This is a genomic window from Rhodococcus sp. 4CII, assembly GCF_014256275.1.
Lineage (GTDB): Bacteria > Actinomycetota > Actinomycetes > Mycobacteriales > Mycobacteriaceae > Rhodococcus_F > Rhodococcus_F wratislaviensis_A.
Genome location: NZ_JACCFE010000002.1, coordinates 5173207 through 5187860, shown reverse-complemented (window position 1 = coordinate 5187860; position 14654 = coordinate 5173207). Strand labels below are relative to the sequence as shown.

Below are 14654 nucleotides of genomic sequence, written 5' to 3'. Positions count from 1 at the left end.
GTGGAGTTTTTCTTTCCCGGTAAGTGACTAGACGCGCCAGCGGGACAGCCGGCGTTCGATCAGGACGAGGACGGCGTTCAGCGATAGCCCGAGAACCGAGATCGCGACGATGCCCGCATACATGTTGGGGATCTGGAAGTTGAACTGGGACGCGGTGATCAGGTAGCCGAGCCCGGCCTTCGCCCCGACCATCTCGGCGGCGATCAGCACGAGGATGGACGACGCCGCGGCCATGCGGATACCGGTGAAGATGGTGGGGACCGCAGCGGGCAGCACCACCTTCTGGAACAGCCGCACCGGCGACAGTCCGAGCGAGGAGGCCGACTTGATCAACAACGGGTCGACGGTGCGGACACCGGAGATCGTGTTCAGCAGGATCGGGAAGGTGCACGCGTAGATGACGAGGGCGATCTTGGATTCCTCGCCGATGCCGAGAATCAGGATGAAGACGGGAAGCAATGCCAGCGCCGCCGTGTTGCGGAACAGTTCGAGGATCGGGTTCAGGAAATCCGAGACGGGCCGGTACCAGGCGATCGCGATGCCCAGCGGAATCGCGATCACGACCGCCACGAAGAATCCGATCAGGGCGCGGGAGAGGCTCGCGGACACGTGCTCCCACAGTTCCCCGCTGCCGGCCAGATCGGCGAACGCTCCGACGACCGTGCTGAACGGGGGCAGGAACACCTCGTCGACGAGGCCGACGCGGGGTGCGATCTCCCACAGCGCGAGGAAGGCGACGATCGCGATCGACGGCTTGAGAATGCGCCAGGCGACGGGCCCCAGGGCCGCACCGACACGCCGGCCGACACCCGGCTCCGGTGGGGCCGGAGCGGGCGTCCGGGGCACCGCCGGATCGGTTGTGACGGGAGCTTCCGGTGCCGCGAGTGCGCTAGACATGTGCTTCCTCCTTCTCGATCACCTGTGCACGCTCCACTTCGCCGTGCAGCAGCGTCCAGATGCGGTGCCGGTAGTGCCGGAACTGCTCGTTGGACCGGACGTCCTCACCCGAGCGGTCGATGTCGATGTCCACGAACGTCTTCACCCGGCCGGGCCGTGACGTCAGGACGGCGACCCGTTGCCCGAGGTAGATGGCTTCGTCGATGCCGTGGGTGATGAACAGGATGGTCTTGCCGGTGGCCTTCCAGATGCGCAGCAGTTCGTCCTGCAGCGACTCCCGGGTCTGGGCGTCGAGCGCGGCGAACGGCTCGTCCATCAGCAGCACCTCGGGGTCGAACGCCAGGCTGCGGGCGATCGCGACGCGCTGCTTCATGCCGCCCGACAGCTCGTGCGGGTACCGGTCGCCGAACCCCTTCAGGCCGACGAGTTCGAGGTAGTGCTCGGCGAGTTCGCGCCGTTCCTTCCTCGGCAGCCCCTTGGCCTCGAGCCCGAACTCGATGTTGTGCCGGGCCGTGCGCCACGGCAGGAGGGCGTACTGCTGGAAGACGATTCCGCGGTCCAAACCCGGCCCGGTGACCGGCTTTCCGTCGAGCAGAATCCGGCCGGACGTAGGCGTGCTGAGCCCACCGAGGAGGTCGAGCAGAGTCGACTTTCCGCACCCGCTCGGCCCGACGAGGACGAGGAACTCACCGTCCGCGAGATCGATGTCGATGTCTTCGATCGCGGTGAACTTGTCCTTCGACCCGCGCACGTCGAACTGCTTGGTGACGTGTTCGAGACGGAGCTTGGGCGTCTGAACCCGGTCGAGGTTCGGAGCGATGGTGCTCATTTCTGTCCTTCCCATTCCATTCGGTCGACGCCGCTCGGCACGCGAGTCACTTCGCGGCCAGCGCCTGGCCGTCGGGACCGCTGTCGGCGGGGTAGGTGCCGTTGGCGTACGGGTTGAATTCGTTGGTGTAGACGTCGGCGGGTGTGAGCTTGCCGTCCTCGAGTTCGCCGTTGCGGACGAGCCAGTCGATCCAGATCTGGATCTCCTGGTCGGTGATCACGCCACCGGGCCCGGCGACGCCCGGTGTCTTCCAGTAGTCGACGAGGTCCGTGGTCTCGTTGCGGCCGCGGCGGGTGATGATGTCCTTGAACTTCGCGATCACCTCGGCCCGCGGCGTCGTCTGGGTCCAGCGGATGGCCCGCGCGGTGCCCTGCACGAAGTCGGCGACGGCGTCCTTGTTCTTCGCGATGAAGTCGTTGCGGAACAGCAGCGAACCGTAGGTGAAGGAACCGAAGATGGATTCGTCGGTGAACAGTGGGCGGATTCCGCCGCGTTCGACGGCCTTGTCCCGGAACACACTTCCCAGGGTTCCGACGTCGATCTGCCCCTGCCGCAGCGCCTGCTCGGTGTTGACCGGCGGCACGACGGTGAGCTCCACCTGCTTGATCTCGTCCGGAGTCAGCCCCTCCCGTGCCAGCCACTCCCGCACGAGGAATTCGTGGTGCGCACCGAGCGTGTTCATCCCGACCTTCTTGCCGATCAGGTCGCGGGCGGACGTGATCGGGCTTCCGTCGAGGACGTAGTACCCGTTGAACGTCTCCTTGTCGGAGCCGTAGTACCCGATGACCGAGGTGATCGGCGAGTCGGCCGCGGCCAGCTTCAGCACCGCACCGTTGAAGGCGCCACCGAAGTCCGTCTGACCGGTGGCGGCGTTCTGAATGCTCTGCGGCCCACTGGTGGTGTCGCCGATCCAGTTCAACTCGACCTTCTGGTAGTAGCCCAGGTCGGCCGCGAGTTCGGGGAAGGAGACCTGGCCGGTGCTGCCCTCGTAGCGGAGCACCGTCCTGCCGTCGGCGGTCGTGGTGGCCTCGGAACCGGAGCAGGCGACGGCGAGACTGGTGAACGTGAGCAGGGCGACAGCGGCTGCCAGAGTCCGCGCGAGACGTGGACGAATCATCGAGATCTTCCTAGTGTGTGATGCCCGCAGACGACGGTGCGGCGGGTCGAACGACGCGCACTTCCGCACCCGCTCGGCGGTCGCCGGGCGAGGTGGACGGAACGTGCGGAAAAAGGGGTGCGAAAAAGCCAGGTCAGCTACGACAGCTGGAACACTGGAACATGGCAGACTCCCTGGAGGTGGTGTGGTCGCCACACCATACGTCCCGACCCGCCACCAGGGTCAACGGTTACGCGCACCGCGGATTTTATGTCTGGACCGCACGTAGGATATCGGCATGCCCACTGCGACGCTGGTCGACGAATTCGAGTCCCACCGGCGGCATCTGCTCTCCGTGGCCTACCGCCTGACGGGAAGTGTCAGCGACGCGGAGGACGCCGTCCAGGAGTCGTGGCTGCGACTCGACGCCGCCGGTGCCGCCGACATCCGCGACCTGGGACCGTGGCTCACGACGGTGGTCGGACGGATCTGCCTCGACCGGTTGCGTTCGGCCGCGGTACGGCGGGAACAGTATGTCGGCCAATGGCTTCCGGAACCGATCGTCACCGGCGTGTCGCCGTCGGCCGAACCGGATCCACTGGAAGCGGTTGTCCGGGAAGAGGACAACCGTCTTGCGGCGCTGATCGTGCTCGACACACTCACCCCGCAGCAGCGGGTCGCGTTCGTGCTGCACGACGGTTTCGGGGTGCCGTTCGACGAGGTCGCGGACATTCTCGGGATCGCGACGCCGGCGGCGCGTCAGCTCGCGTCCAGAGCCCGCAAGGCCGCCGCCGCAACCACACCCGCCGTGCCGGACGAGGAGCACGCCCTCGCCGTGCAACGACTGCTCGAGGCACTGGCCACGGGCGATCTCGGCGCGGTCGTCGCGGCGCTGCATCCGGAGGCCGTGGTCATCGGCGACGCGAACGGCACCACGAGCACCGCCGTCAACGTCGTCCGGGGCGCAGACAAGTTCGCGCGATTCTTCCTCGGCCTCCTGCAGCGGTACGGACCGGGCATCTTCACCACGATGCAGCCGGTACTGGTCAACGGCCAGCTCGGCGTCTTCACCGCGGGATATACCGGCGACGATGCCCACCGCAGCTCGCCGCCGCGAGTGGGTGGGTTCACCGTCCGGGACGGGCTCGTCTACGCGGCGTACGACATCGCCAATCCGGAGAAGTTCAACGGGATCAGGCTCCCGGACGGTCCTCCGTGACCGCGGTGTCGTCGGCCCACGGCACCCGGCACGAATCGGTGCCGAATCCCTGCTCCGTGATGCCCAGCGCCGAGTACATCCGGGCCCGCATGTTCTCGATGCCGATCTGATAGGACAGTTCGACCACCCCGGCCCGGCCGAACCGGCGCTCCAGATCCGCCACCTGTTCGTCGGTGACCGTGGTGGGTGTCGCCGTCATCGCGTCGGCGTACGCGATGGCCGCGCGCTCGTCGTCGCTGTAGGCGGGCGACTCGGCGTAGTCGGCGATGTGCCGGAGCCGCTCCACGTCGAGACCGTCGAGGCGTTGGAGCATCGTCCCGAAGTCCACGCACCACGAGCAGCCGATCGTCCATGCCACGCGGTAGACCGCAATCTCGCGGACGTTGGCGGGAAGTACGGTCGACGCCTTCTGCACCGCCAGCTCGTGGCGAGCGGACGCGACGAACAGCTTGCGGTGATGGGCGAGCACGGCGAACGGCTCGGGCACCTCGTCGAACTTGTGGGCAGCGAACTTGTACGCGACCTTGACCAGCGGGCTCGCGTCGGCCGGGGCCACTGCGGGAATGCGGGGCATTGCGTCCTCCATCGTCACCGGGCGCCCTGTGCGCGCCGTCTACAGAGAAGACGAGACAGCCCCGCCGAACGTGACACGGCCCTGCGCAACCCTCGGTGTCACACCGACTACGCTGCAGTAATGCCCGCAACGCCGCGCAACCGCACCGTCGAGCGCTTGCAGCCGTTCGCCTCCACCATCTTCGCCGAGATGACCGCACTCGCCGTGCGCAACGACGCCATCAATCTCGGTCAGGGGTTCCCCGACACCGACGGTCCGGCATCGATGCTCGACACCGCGCGGCAGGCGATCGCGGACGGGCTCAACCAGTACCCGCCCGGCCCCGGCATGCCCGTGCTCCGCCACGCGGTCGCGGCCGACCGGCGGGCCCGGTACGGGCTCGACCACGACCCCGATTCGGAGGTGCTGGTCACGGTCGGCGCCACCGAGGCCATCAGCGCGGCGATTCTGGGTCTCGTCGAGCCGGGTGAGGAAGTGGTGCTGATCGAGCCGTACTACGACTCGTACGCGGCGTCCGTCGCGCTGGCAGGCGCGGTGCGGCGCAGCGTGCCACTCGCCCGGTCCGGGGCGGCGTTCGTCGTCGACCTCGACGCTCTGCGGGCCGCGATCACGCCGAAGACCCGGATGCTGGTGATCAACACCCCGCACAATCCGACGGGCACCGTGTTCACCCCCGACGAGATCGCCGCCGTCGCGGAACTGGCCTGCGAGCACGATCTGCTGGTGCTCAGCGACGAGGTGTACGAGCACCTGGTCTTCGACGGCCGGACGCACACCGCACTGGCCACCCTGCCGGGAATGTACGAGCGGACCGTCTCGGTGTCGAGCGCCGCCAAGACGTTCAACGTCACCGGGTGGAAGATCGGCTGGGCGTGCGGTCCGGCCGAATTGATCGACGCGGTGCGAACCGCGAAGCAATACATGTCCTTCGTCGGCGGCGGCCCGTTCCAGCCGGCGGTGGCGCACGCATTGATCCACGAGCAGCGGTGGGTGACGCAGTTGCGGGACAGTCTCCAGACGAAGCGGGACGTGCTGTACGACGCGCTCGTCGCGTCCGGCCTGGACGTCCATTCGGGCGGCGGCACGTACTACCTGTGCGCCGACATCACCGCGATCGGCGAGCGGGACGGCATCGAGTTCTGCCGCAACCTCCCCGCGCGCATCGGTGTCGCCGCGGTGCCGGTCAGTGTGTTCACCGACCATCCGGAGCCCTGGAACCCGCTGGTGCGCTTCGCGTTCTGCAAACAGGATGCCGTGCTCGAGGAGGCCGCGCGGCGACTCCGGACACTCGGGAAGCCCGGCTCGTGACTGCCCGCACCATCCCTGCCGACTTCGTGCGGCGGTCGCTCGAACTGTCGGCGCGCAGCGGGGCCGACCTCTCCCCCGCCCTGTCCGCCGCGGGAATCACGACGGCGTCGCTCGAAGACCCGCTGGCCCGGCTGACGCCGACGCAGGTCACCGCGTTCACCCAGGCGGTCTGGCAGATCACGGGCGACGAATTGTTCGGACTCGGACCGGCCCCCGTCCCGCGTGGCACTTTTCGGCTCGTATGTCTCGCGCTGATCCACACCGCGGATCTGTCCGCAGCCCTCGAGCGGATGGCCGACATCCTCCGCGCACTGCCGTCCCTGCCGCCACTGCACATCGGTCCCGGCGCCAACGGCGGAACCCGGATGACAATCGACATCCGCCCGGGCTCGGCGGCGCCGGCGACCGAGGACGGGCCGGCGTCGGTCGAGTCGGTGCGCGTCATCACCGACTTCCTGCTGATACTGCTCCACCGGTTCGCGGCGTGGCTCGTGGGCAAGAGGGTCCGGTTGCTGGCGGTGGAACTGCCGTATCCGGCGCCGCTGCCGCAGCTTGCCGAGAATTACGATCACATCTTCGGTGTCCCCGTGACATTCGATTCCGACATTCCCGCAATCGAATTCGACAACGCGGTGATGCGGGCCCCCATCATCCAGACCGAGGAGACGCTCGAGGACTACCTCCGGGAGTCCCCGACGCTGCTGATGTCGGAACGCGATTACGACAGCACGGCGTCGGCGCAGGTACGCCGAGTTCTCGAACACGGCAAGAAGGGCCGCACCTCGACCGCCGAGGACATCGCGGAGATGCTGTCGATCAGCGTCCCCCACCTACGCCGCCTGCTTCGGCAGGACGGGACGTCGCTCAACCAGTTGCGGGAGGAAGTGCTCCGTGACGCCGCCGTCGCCGGGCTCCGGCGCGGCGAATCCGTGGAGGATCTGTCGGCGCGGCTCGGATTCTCCGAGCCCAGCGCCTTCCGTCGCGCCTTCAAACGCTGGACCGGAAGCACACCCAGCGCGTATCGGTGAAGTGCCGCGTCAGGAGTGTTCCGCGTCAGCTGACGCAGAACTCGTTACCCTCCGGATCGGCCATCGTGATCCACTCACTCGGACCCTGGCGACCCCGGTGAAGCACGGTGGCACCGGACTGCTCCAGCTTCTCGGCGACCTCGTCGCGCCCGTCTCCCACCCGGAGGTCGAGATGAAGTCGATTCTTCACCGTCTTCGATTCGGGAACCCGCTGAAACAGCACGCGGGGACGCTCCGAGTGTTCCGGATCCCGGATGGCCGCCCCCTCCCGCCAGACCAGGACACCCTCGAACTCCATGGTGTCCGATTCCTGCGCGTGGCCGGCCCGGACCAGCCCCCGGATGAACTCCTCGTCGCTGGGTTCCACCTCCCAGCCGAGTGTCTGCGCCCACCATTTGGCCAGGGTATGCGGGTTCTCCGAGTCCACCGTGACGTGAAATTCATATCCCATGGGCCGACGGTACAGCGGGGTACCGACAGGTCCGGAGCGGTCGAATCCGTGAGCTCTGCCGCCCGGTTCAGGGCTTGACCAGGATCCGGATGGGATTCCCCTCGTGGTTCGCGAGCTTCTCGATGCCCGTCGCGACGTCTTCGAGCGACACGATCTCGCTGATCGAACGGGACAGGTCGAGGCGCCCACGGGACACCAGTTCGGCGAGGGTCTCGATGTCGACATTCTTGTACCCCAGATGGCCGAGAACCTGCTTCTGCGACAGCCCGAACTGCGCCGTGGTGCCCACCGACGCCTCCTGCGCGCTCAACCCGACCGCGACGAGACGGCCACCCACGGTCAGGAAGTCGAGCGCCTGCTCGAACGTCACCTTCAGTCCGGCGGCGTCGAACGCGACGTCCAGCATCCGGCCGCCGGTCGCCTCCGCGACCTTCTCCTCGAGGTTCTCCTCTCGGGAGTCGAAGGCATAGTCGGCGCCGAGTTCCAGGGCGCGTTCGCGCACAGCGGGGTTGACGTCGAATGCGATCACCGGAACGGCCCCCACCAGACGCGCCAGCTGCACGATGTGGGTGCCGACTCCGCCCACGCCCCACACTCCGACGGTCTCCCCGACCACGACCTTGCCGGTGCGCACCACTGCGCCGAACGGCGTCGACACCGCGTCGGCGAGAATGGCCGCCTGCTCGAACGGCACGTTGTCGGGGATGCGGGTCAGTCCCCCGGCCTGCGCCACCGTGTACTCCGCCCACGCGCCGTCGTAGGCGAACGCCATGAGCTGGATGTGCAGGCAGTTGGTGAGGTCGCCGCGGCGGCAGTTGCGGCACGCGAGACAGGGCCTGCCCGCGGACGGCACCACCCGGTCGCCCTCGGACCAACCGGCTACTCCGGCACCGAGTTTCGCGATGGTCCCCGAGGCCTCGTGCCCCTGCGTCACCTCGGGCAGCAGCGCGGGAAACGTGCCGTCGATCAGACTGAGATCGGAATGGCAGATGCCGCAGAACTCCACCTTGACGAGCACTTCACCCGGACCCGGCTCCGGAATTGGAACATCCTCGACAGCAATGGTTTTCGTGTCTGCATGGAATCGTTCCGCCCGCATGGTCCCGGCCATCGCCCGTCCCTTCGTCGTCGTTGCCTCCGACCGTACCCGCGAACCGTGTCCAGGTGTGCATGATTCGGACCGCCTCCGCGTCAGACCACCGCCGGGCGCGTCCGGTCGAGTGCCAGGTGGACGGCGAGCCCGCCGAGGACACTTCCCATCACGACCTTCTGGGCGCGGATCCACACCGGGCGGCCCGACAGGACGGTCGCCACAGTTCCTGCGACACAAACGATCAGCGCGTTCACCGTGAGCGCGACGGCGATCTGGATGCCGCCCAGCAGCAGGCTCTGCACCCAGACGGGCGCGGCGCCGGGGTGGACGAATTGCGGGATCAGGGCCAGATACATCACCGCGATCTTCGGGTTGAGCAGGTTCGTCGTGAAACCCATCAGGAACAGCCGGGCGGACGGATCCCGGGGCAGGGTGCGGGACGGCGCGAACGGCGTGGTCCCACCGGGGCGCAGCGCCTGCCATGCCAGCCAGCCCAGATAGCACGCGCCGGCCACCTTCAGCGCGGTGTACGCCTGCGGGACGGCGGTGAACACCGCCGAAATGCCCAGTGCCGCAGCCGCGAGATAGCACAGGAACCCGGCGGCGACCCCACCCAGCGAGACCAGACCGGCAGTCCTGCCCTGAGTGATGCTGCGCGAGACCAGATACACCATGTTGGGCCCCGGAGTGAGAACCATTCCGAGCGCGATTGCCGCCACCCCGAGTGCCGCCGTCGATTCGATCATGTCCGTGACGATCCCACCGCGGCGACTCGCCGTCACGGTCCAGTCCGGCCTCGGTGGACCTGTGTCCGGGTTGCATTCGTCGACGACCAGTGGGAACGTCGGAAGTGTAAAGCGTTGTCCAACCGAAAGGGTGAAACACGAGTTATGCGTTTGGCCGTAGCCGACAACTACCCCACGCGGGACCGCAACGAGTGCACGATGACCGCCCGACAGGACCCGGTCACCTGGTTCGACCCGAAACGGGGTGATACCCGGTCCGGTCCGCTCACCGCGAATCAGATTGCCGACTACGACGCACGCGGGTACCACTCCGCCGACGCGATCATCCCACCACGCGACGTGTTCAACCTGGTCGACGAGATGACTCGCCTCGCCGAGACCGACACGTTGCGCGGCGACGACCGCGTGGTGCGGGAGAACGGCGACGGCGCCGTCCGTTCCGTGTTCGACGTCCACCGACTCAGCGACGTCGTCGACGAGATCATCCGCCGTCCCGGGGTGGTGGGCATCGCCCGGCAGATCCTCGGGTCGGACGTCTACGTCCACCAGTCGAGGCTCAACTTCAAGCCCGGTTTCACCGGCGGCCCGTTCTACTGGCACTCCGACTTCGAGACGTGGCACGCCGAGGACGGCATGCCCGCGCCCCGCGCGGCGAGCATCTCGATCGCGCTCACCGAGAACTACGGGCACAACGGCGGGTTGATGATCATGCCCGGATCCCACCGGGCGTTCGTCTCGTGCGCTGGCGAGACGCCGGCCGACTACTACAAGGAGTCACTGGTCAGCTACGTGCCGCCGACGGGTTCGCCCGATCAGTCGACGCTCACCCGGATGGCCAACGAGTACGGCATCGACACGATGACGGGACCGGCCGGTTCCGCCACCGTGTTCGACTCCAACTGCATGCACGGTTCGAACGGCAACATCACTCCGTTCGCGCGGTCCAATCTCTTCATCGTGTTCAACAGCGTCGAGAACACGCTGAACGAGCCGTTCTCGGCGCCCGCGCCGCGTCCCGACTACCTCGGGAGCCGGGATTTCACCCCGTTGTCGTAGCGAGCACCACGACATACTGCGGCCCCGCTCCCTGATCCGGGACGGGGCCGCGGTCTGCCGATGCCGCGAAACCCGTAGCCTTCGTGGAACGCTGCATGCGACGATGACTGGGCATGGTTCGACCGCCCGGCCCCGGGCGCCGCCCGAACCCCTCATCTCCCGGAACGGGGACTGATGTTTGCCTACCTCGCTCGCACGGTCGTCGCGCACCCCTGGCAGGTCATCGCGGCCTGGGTGGTCGCAGCCACAGCCGTCATTCTGTTCTCCCCCAGCCTCGACGACTACACCACCGGAAACCAGCAGACGTTCCTGCCCAGTACATTCGAGTCCGCCGAGGCGCAGGCGGTCGGCAACCAGTACTTCCCCAGTCTCTCCGGTGCCACCGGCAGTCTGGTGGTGGTACGCGCCGACGGCGCCGCGCTGTCGCCCACCGATCAGCAGACGGCGTTGAATCTCGCAACCTCACTGCAGAATTCGGCGATACCCGGAGTGGTGAGTGTGCAGGGCTCGCCGACGTCGCTGTCCACCGACGGGAAGGCAGCGGCACTGCAGGTCGTGTTCGGCGGACAACCCGGCGACGACCAGGTCAACGACGCCGTCCCGGTCGTCCGTGACCAGGCCAGGCAACAACTGAACGGCACCGGCCTCGTCAGCGGGCTGACGGGCAACGCCGCCATTCAGGTCGACACCACCGCCGCATACGACAACGCGGACAAGGTCATCACGATCGCCACGGTCATCGTGATCCTGACCCTCCTCGGTCTGATCTTCCGCAGTCCCGTCATCGCGGTCCTGCCGGTCGTCGTCATCGGCGTGGTGCTGTCGGTGGTCACCGGGCTGACCGCCGTGCTCGCCGATCTGTTCGATTTCGAGGTCAGCACGTCGCTGCAGTCGATCCTCGTGGTCGTCCTCTTCGGTGTCGGCACCGACTACATCGTCTTCCTGCTGTTCCGCTACCGCGAGCGTCTCCGGCAGCAGGCCGCGGCGGGCTCCACCGCCGACACGCATCGGGACGCACTCGTCTTCTCCACCGACGTCGTCGGGCGGGTCGTCGCGTCGTCGGCGCTCACGGTCATCGTCGCGTTCGCCGCGCTGCTCCTGGCGAAACTCGGTTCGCTCACCACCCTCGCCCCCGGTCTCATCGTCGCCGTCGCCGTCATGCTCGTGACGGCGTTGACGCTGATCCCCGCCGTGTTCACTGTCCTGGGCAGGCACCTGTTCTGGCCGCTCGGTCCGGGGCACGACAGCCCGCACACCCCGTTCGCGTCGATCGGCACCGCGATCGGGCGCCGCCCCGCGGTCTTCGCGCTCGCGATCGGCGTCGTCCTGATCGCTCTGGCCTCCTTCGCGTCCGGGTACAAATCGACGTACAACACCCTGGGCGAACTACCCTCCGACACCCCGTCGCAGCAGGCGTTCGACACCCTCGGGCAGTCCTTCCCCGCGGGTGCGCTCAGCCCGACCCAGGTGTACGTCGTGGCCCCCGGACCGCTCGATCCCGCAACGCTCACCCCGCTCGTCACCGCCCTGTCGCAGGTGCAGGGGGTGTCCTCGGTGGCCCCGCCGCGCCCCAGCCAGGACGGCACGGCCGCGCTCGTCAGCGTGATCCTTGCCGACGACCCCTACGACAACTCGGCCCTCGACCTGGTGGAGGGACCGGTCCGCGACGCCGCCCACGGCGCGGTCCCGGGCGCGGAAGTCGTTGTGGGAGGGCAGACGTCCACCTTCGTCGACGTCCGCGCGCAACTCGCGAAGGATACGCGTCTCGTGTTCCCCGTCGCGGCGGTCGCGATCGCGCTGATTCTCGCACTGCTGCTGCTTGCGGTGCTGGCTCCGGTCAATCTGCTGATCTGCGTCGCGCTGACGTTCGTCGCCACGCTCGGGGCCGTGGTGCTGCTGTTCCTGCACGGCCTCGGATACCCGGGAATCGACTTCTCGATTCCCATCGTGCTCTACCTCTTCGTCGTCGCGATCGGCACCGACTACAACATCCTGCTCGCCTCCCGCCTACGGGAAGAATTCCAGAACGGGTACTCCTCGCGCGACGCGGCACGGATCGCCGTATCCAACGACGCCCCCACCGTCGCGGCCGCCGGGCTGATCCTGGCCCTGACCTTCGCATCCCTGACCCTCACCGGTCTCGCGAACCTCGCCGAACTCGGGTTCGGAGTCGCGATCGGAGTCGCGATCGCCGCCTTCGCGATGGCACCCATGCTGGTGCCGAGCCTGTCGGCGCTCGAAGGTCGCGCCTTCTGGTGGCCCGGCCGGCAGAAGACCGCCATCGACACCGGCGACGAGCGCGAACCCGCCGTACGGCGATAGCTGGCGCTGCGTTCTCGGCAGACGCACCACTTCTCGGTCGGCGCCCTACTTCTGGCGCCCGAAAAATAGCGCGTGACCCGAGGAGAGGTGCGTCAGACCGTGGCCAGAATCAGTGGGAACACACGTTCGATAATCGGGTAGCATGGCGACATGACTTCCGCGGATGCGCGGTACGCGCTCCAGGCCTCGCTGTTCGACGACGCGTCGGGCGGCGTCGAGTTGGGCGAGCTCGGACGGACGGTGCAGCGTCGCACGCTCACGGTGGGAGCGTGGGTGGATGTGCGTCCGGGTTGGTTGACCGGGTCGGACGAGCTGTTCACGACTCTGGCGGAGTCGGTTCCGTGGCAGGCGGAGCGGCGCCAGATGTACGACCGGGTGGTGGACGTACCGCGGCTCGTCCGGTTCTACCGCGAGGGCGAACCGCTCCCGGACCCGCTCCTCGCCTCTGCCCGCGCCGCCCTGAGCAGGCATTACCGACCGGAGTTGGGCGAAGACTTCGCGACGTCGGGATTGTGCTTCTACCGCGACGGTTCCGACAGCGTCGCCTGGCACGGCGACGACACGGGCCGGAGCCGCACCGAAGACACGATGGTCGCCATCCTCTCGCTCGGCACTGCGCGCCCGCTGCTGCTGCGTCCGCGCGGCGGCGGGCACTCGATCCGGTACTCGCTCGGCCACGGCGACCTGCTGGTGATGGGTGGTTCCTGCCAGCGCACCTGGGAGCATTGCGTACCGAAGAGCACCCGCCCGCTCGGACCGCGGATCAGTGTCCAGTTCCGGACGAGAGGTGTGCGGTGATCACCCGCGCCGGGTCGCCACCGCCTGGGCCAGGCGGTCCAGTTGCGCCGCCGTCGTGTTCCAGTCGATGCACGCGTCGGTGATGGACTGACCGTACGTGAGGTCCTCGGCCTTCCCCAGCGTGAGGTCCTGGCGGCCGGCCTCGATGAAGCTCTCCACCATCACCCCGACGATCCCCTTCTCGCCGGCCTCCAGCCGGGTCGCGATGTCCTCGAGGACGTCGACCTGCTTCTCGTGGTTCTTGCTGCTGTTGCCGTGGCTCGCGTCGATGACGACCCGCTCCGGCAGGCCGGCCTTGCGCAGCCGGGCAATGGTGTCGGCCACCGTCTCGGCGTCGTAGTTGGGTCCGTCGCTGCCGCCGCGGAGGATGACGTGGCAGTCGGGGTTGCCGAGGGTGCGGATCAGGGCCGCCTGACCGTCGAGATCGGTGCCGGGGAAGACGTGGCTCGCCGCCGCGGCGCGGGTGCCGTCGACCGCGACCTGCACATCACCCTCGGTCGAGTTCTTGATTCCGACGGGCATCGACAGCGCGCTGCACAGCTGCCGGTGCACCTGACTGGCGGCGGTGCGCGCACCGATCGCGCCGTAGGTGACCAGGTCCGCGATGTACTGCGGCATGATCGGGTCGAGGAACTCGCACCCGACCGGCAGTCCGAGCGACGACACGTCCAGCAGCAGCTTGCGACCCATGCGGATCCCGGTGTCGATGTCGAACGTGCCGTCCAGGTGGGGGTCGTTGAGCAGGCCCTTCCAGCCGAGCGTGGTGCGCGGCTTCTCGAAGTAGACCCGCATGACGATGTGCAGGTCGTCGCGCAGTTCCTCGGCCTTCGCGGCGAGGCGGCGGGCGTAGTCCATGGCGGCGGCCGGATCGTGCACCGAGCAGGGACCGACGACGACGAGCAGGCGGTCGTCGTCGCCGTTCAGCACGTTCACCGTGTCGGCGCGGCCCGACCGCACGGTCGCGGACGCGACGTCGTCGGGGGCGTGCTCGGCACGGACCGTGGACGGGGCGACCAGTGGGCTGATGCTCACGGTGCGCTGGTCGTCCAGCCGATCAGTGCTGGTGGTGTCGAGAGTGACAGTCATGGGTTCGGGTTCCTGTTCTCAGGCCGGCCCTCGAAGACTGTGATGATTCCCGCGAGCCGGTCTGTAATCCGGCTCTGGGGTGGAAGAAGTCAGCGCGTGGTTACGCCGACCGGCCCACCCGGGGCCGGCCTGCTAAACCAGAAATATGCGC

General features: G+C 67.9%; 14 protein-coding genes. 6 read left to right on the top strand and 8 right to left on the bottom strand.

Features of this window, described 5'->3' with window-relative positions; all coding sequences use genetic code 11:
- Positions 1 to 27 precede the first annotated feature (27 nt).
- From H0B43_RS24730 to H0B43_RS24720, 3 genes are read right to left on the bottom strand one after another with little or no spacing between them, the layout of a single operon-like run.
- Entirely contained in the window at positions 28 to 897 is an 870-nt protein-coding gene (locus H0B43_RS24730) for an ABC transporter permease (RefSeq protein WP_185725536.1), read from the bottom strand.
- A complete protein-coding gene (locus H0B43_RS24725; protein ID WP_185725537.1) occupies positions 890 to 1726 on the bottom strand; it encodes an ABC transporter ATP-binding protein in 837 nt (278 codons plus the stop codon). Before H0B43_RS24725 ends, H0B43_RS24730 begins: the two co-directional genes overlap by 8 nt.
- Before the next feature lie 46 nt (positions 1727 to 1772).
- Complete coding sequence (locus H0B43_RS24720; RefSeq protein ID WP_185725538.1) at positions 1773 to 2843, bottom strand: ABC transporter substrate-binding protein; 1071 nt, start codon at positions 2841 to 2843, stop codon at positions 1773 to 1775.
- Positions 2844 to 3120: 277 nt separating this feature from the next.
- On the opposite strand from H0B43_RS24720, the gene H0B43_RS24715 reads away from it, so the two are divergent.
- Positions 3121 to 4041 carry a sigma-70 family RNA polymerase sigma factor gene (locus H0B43_RS24715; RefSeq protein ID WP_185725539.1) on the top strand — a complete coding sequence of 307 codons (921 nt, stop codon included), beginning with the start codon at positions 3121 to 3123 and terminating at the stop codon, positions 4039 to 4041.
- On the opposite strand, the gene H0B43_RS24710 is transcribed toward H0B43_RS24715, so the two are convergent.
- Entirely contained in the window at positions 4016 to 4615 is a 600-nt protein-coding gene (locus H0B43_RS24710) for a carboxymuconolactone decarboxylase family protein (protein ID WP_185725540.1), read from the bottom strand. The two genes, H0B43_RS24715 and H0B43_RS24710, sit on opposite strands and share 26 nt — an antisense overlap.
- Before the next feature lie 120 nt (positions 4616 to 4735).
- On the opposite strand from H0B43_RS24710, the gene H0B43_RS24705 reads away from it, so the two are divergent.
- Complete coding sequence (locus H0B43_RS24705) at positions 4736 to 5923, top strand: pyridoxal phosphate-dependent aminotransferase (RefSeq protein ID WP_185725541.1); 1188 nt, start codon at positions 4736 to 4738, stop codon at positions 5921 to 5923.
- Entirely contained in the window at positions 5920 to 6951 is a 1032-nt protein-coding gene (locus H0B43_RS24700) for an AraC family transcriptional regulator (protein ID WP_185725542.1), read from the top strand. Before H0B43_RS24705 ends, H0B43_RS24700 begins: the two co-directional genes overlap by 4 nt.
- Before the next feature lie 25 nt (positions 6952 to 6976).
- Here the strand turns inward: H0B43_RS24700 and H0B43_RS24695 are convergent, their stop codons facing one another.
- The 3 genes from H0B43_RS24695 to H0B43_RS24685 form a co-directional block, all read right to left on the bottom strand.
- Positions 6977 to 7402, bottom strand: a complete 426-nt coding sequence (locus tag H0B43_RS24695; RefSeq protein ID WP_185725543.1) for a VOC family protein — start codon at positions 7400 to 7402, stop codon at positions 6977 to 6979.
- A gap of 67 nt (positions 7403 to 7469) precedes the next feature.
- Positions 7470 to 8513, bottom strand: coding sequence for a zinc-binding dehydrogenase (locus tag H0B43_RS24690; RefSeq protein ID WP_185725544.1), 1044 nt, complete (start codon positions 8511 to 8513; stop codon positions 7470 to 7472).
- 80 nt (positions 8514 to 8593) lie between these two features.
- Positions 8594 to 9241, bottom strand: coding sequence for a LysE family translocator (locus H0B43_RS24685; RefSeq protein ID WP_185725545.1), 648 nt, complete (start codon positions 9239 to 9241; stop codon positions 8594 to 8596).
- Positions 9242 to 9385: 144 nt separating this feature from the next.
- On the opposite strand from H0B43_RS24685, the gene thpD reads away from it, so the two are divergent.
- The 3 genes from thpD (at position 9386) to H0B43_RS24670 (ending at position 13417) form a co-directional block, all read left to right on the top strand.
- Positions 9386 to 10297: an ectoine hydroxylase gene (thpD, locus tag H0B43_RS24680; RefSeq protein WP_185725546.1), complete on the top strand. Its 912-nt coding sequence runs from the start codon at positions 9386 to 9388 to the stop codon at positions 10295 to 10297.
- Between the two features lie 171 nt (positions 10298 to 10468).
- On the top strand, positions 10469 to 12619 hold the full coding sequence (locus H0B43_RS24675; protein ID WP_185729808.1) for an MMPL family transporter: 2151 nt from the start codon (positions 10469 to 10471) through the stop codon (positions 12617 to 12619).
- Positions 12620 to 12769: 150 nt separating this feature from the next.
- On the top strand, positions 12770 to 13417 hold the full coding sequence (locus H0B43_RS24670; RefSeq protein ID WP_185725547.1) for an alpha-ketoglutarate-dependent dioxygenase AlkB: 648 nt from the start codon (positions 12770 to 12772) through the stop codon (positions 13415 to 13417).
- Here H0B43_RS24670 and H0B43_RS24665 read toward each other — a convergent pair whose 3' ends face one another.
- The gene (locus H0B43_RS24665; protein ID WP_185725548.1) at positions 13418 to 14503 is read right to left on the bottom strand and encodes a 3-deoxy-7-phosphoheptulonate synthase; all 1086 of its coding nucleotides are present in this window, start codon (positions 14501 to 14503) and stop codon (positions 13418 to 13420) included.
- Positions 14504 to 14654: the final 151 nt, after the last annotated feature.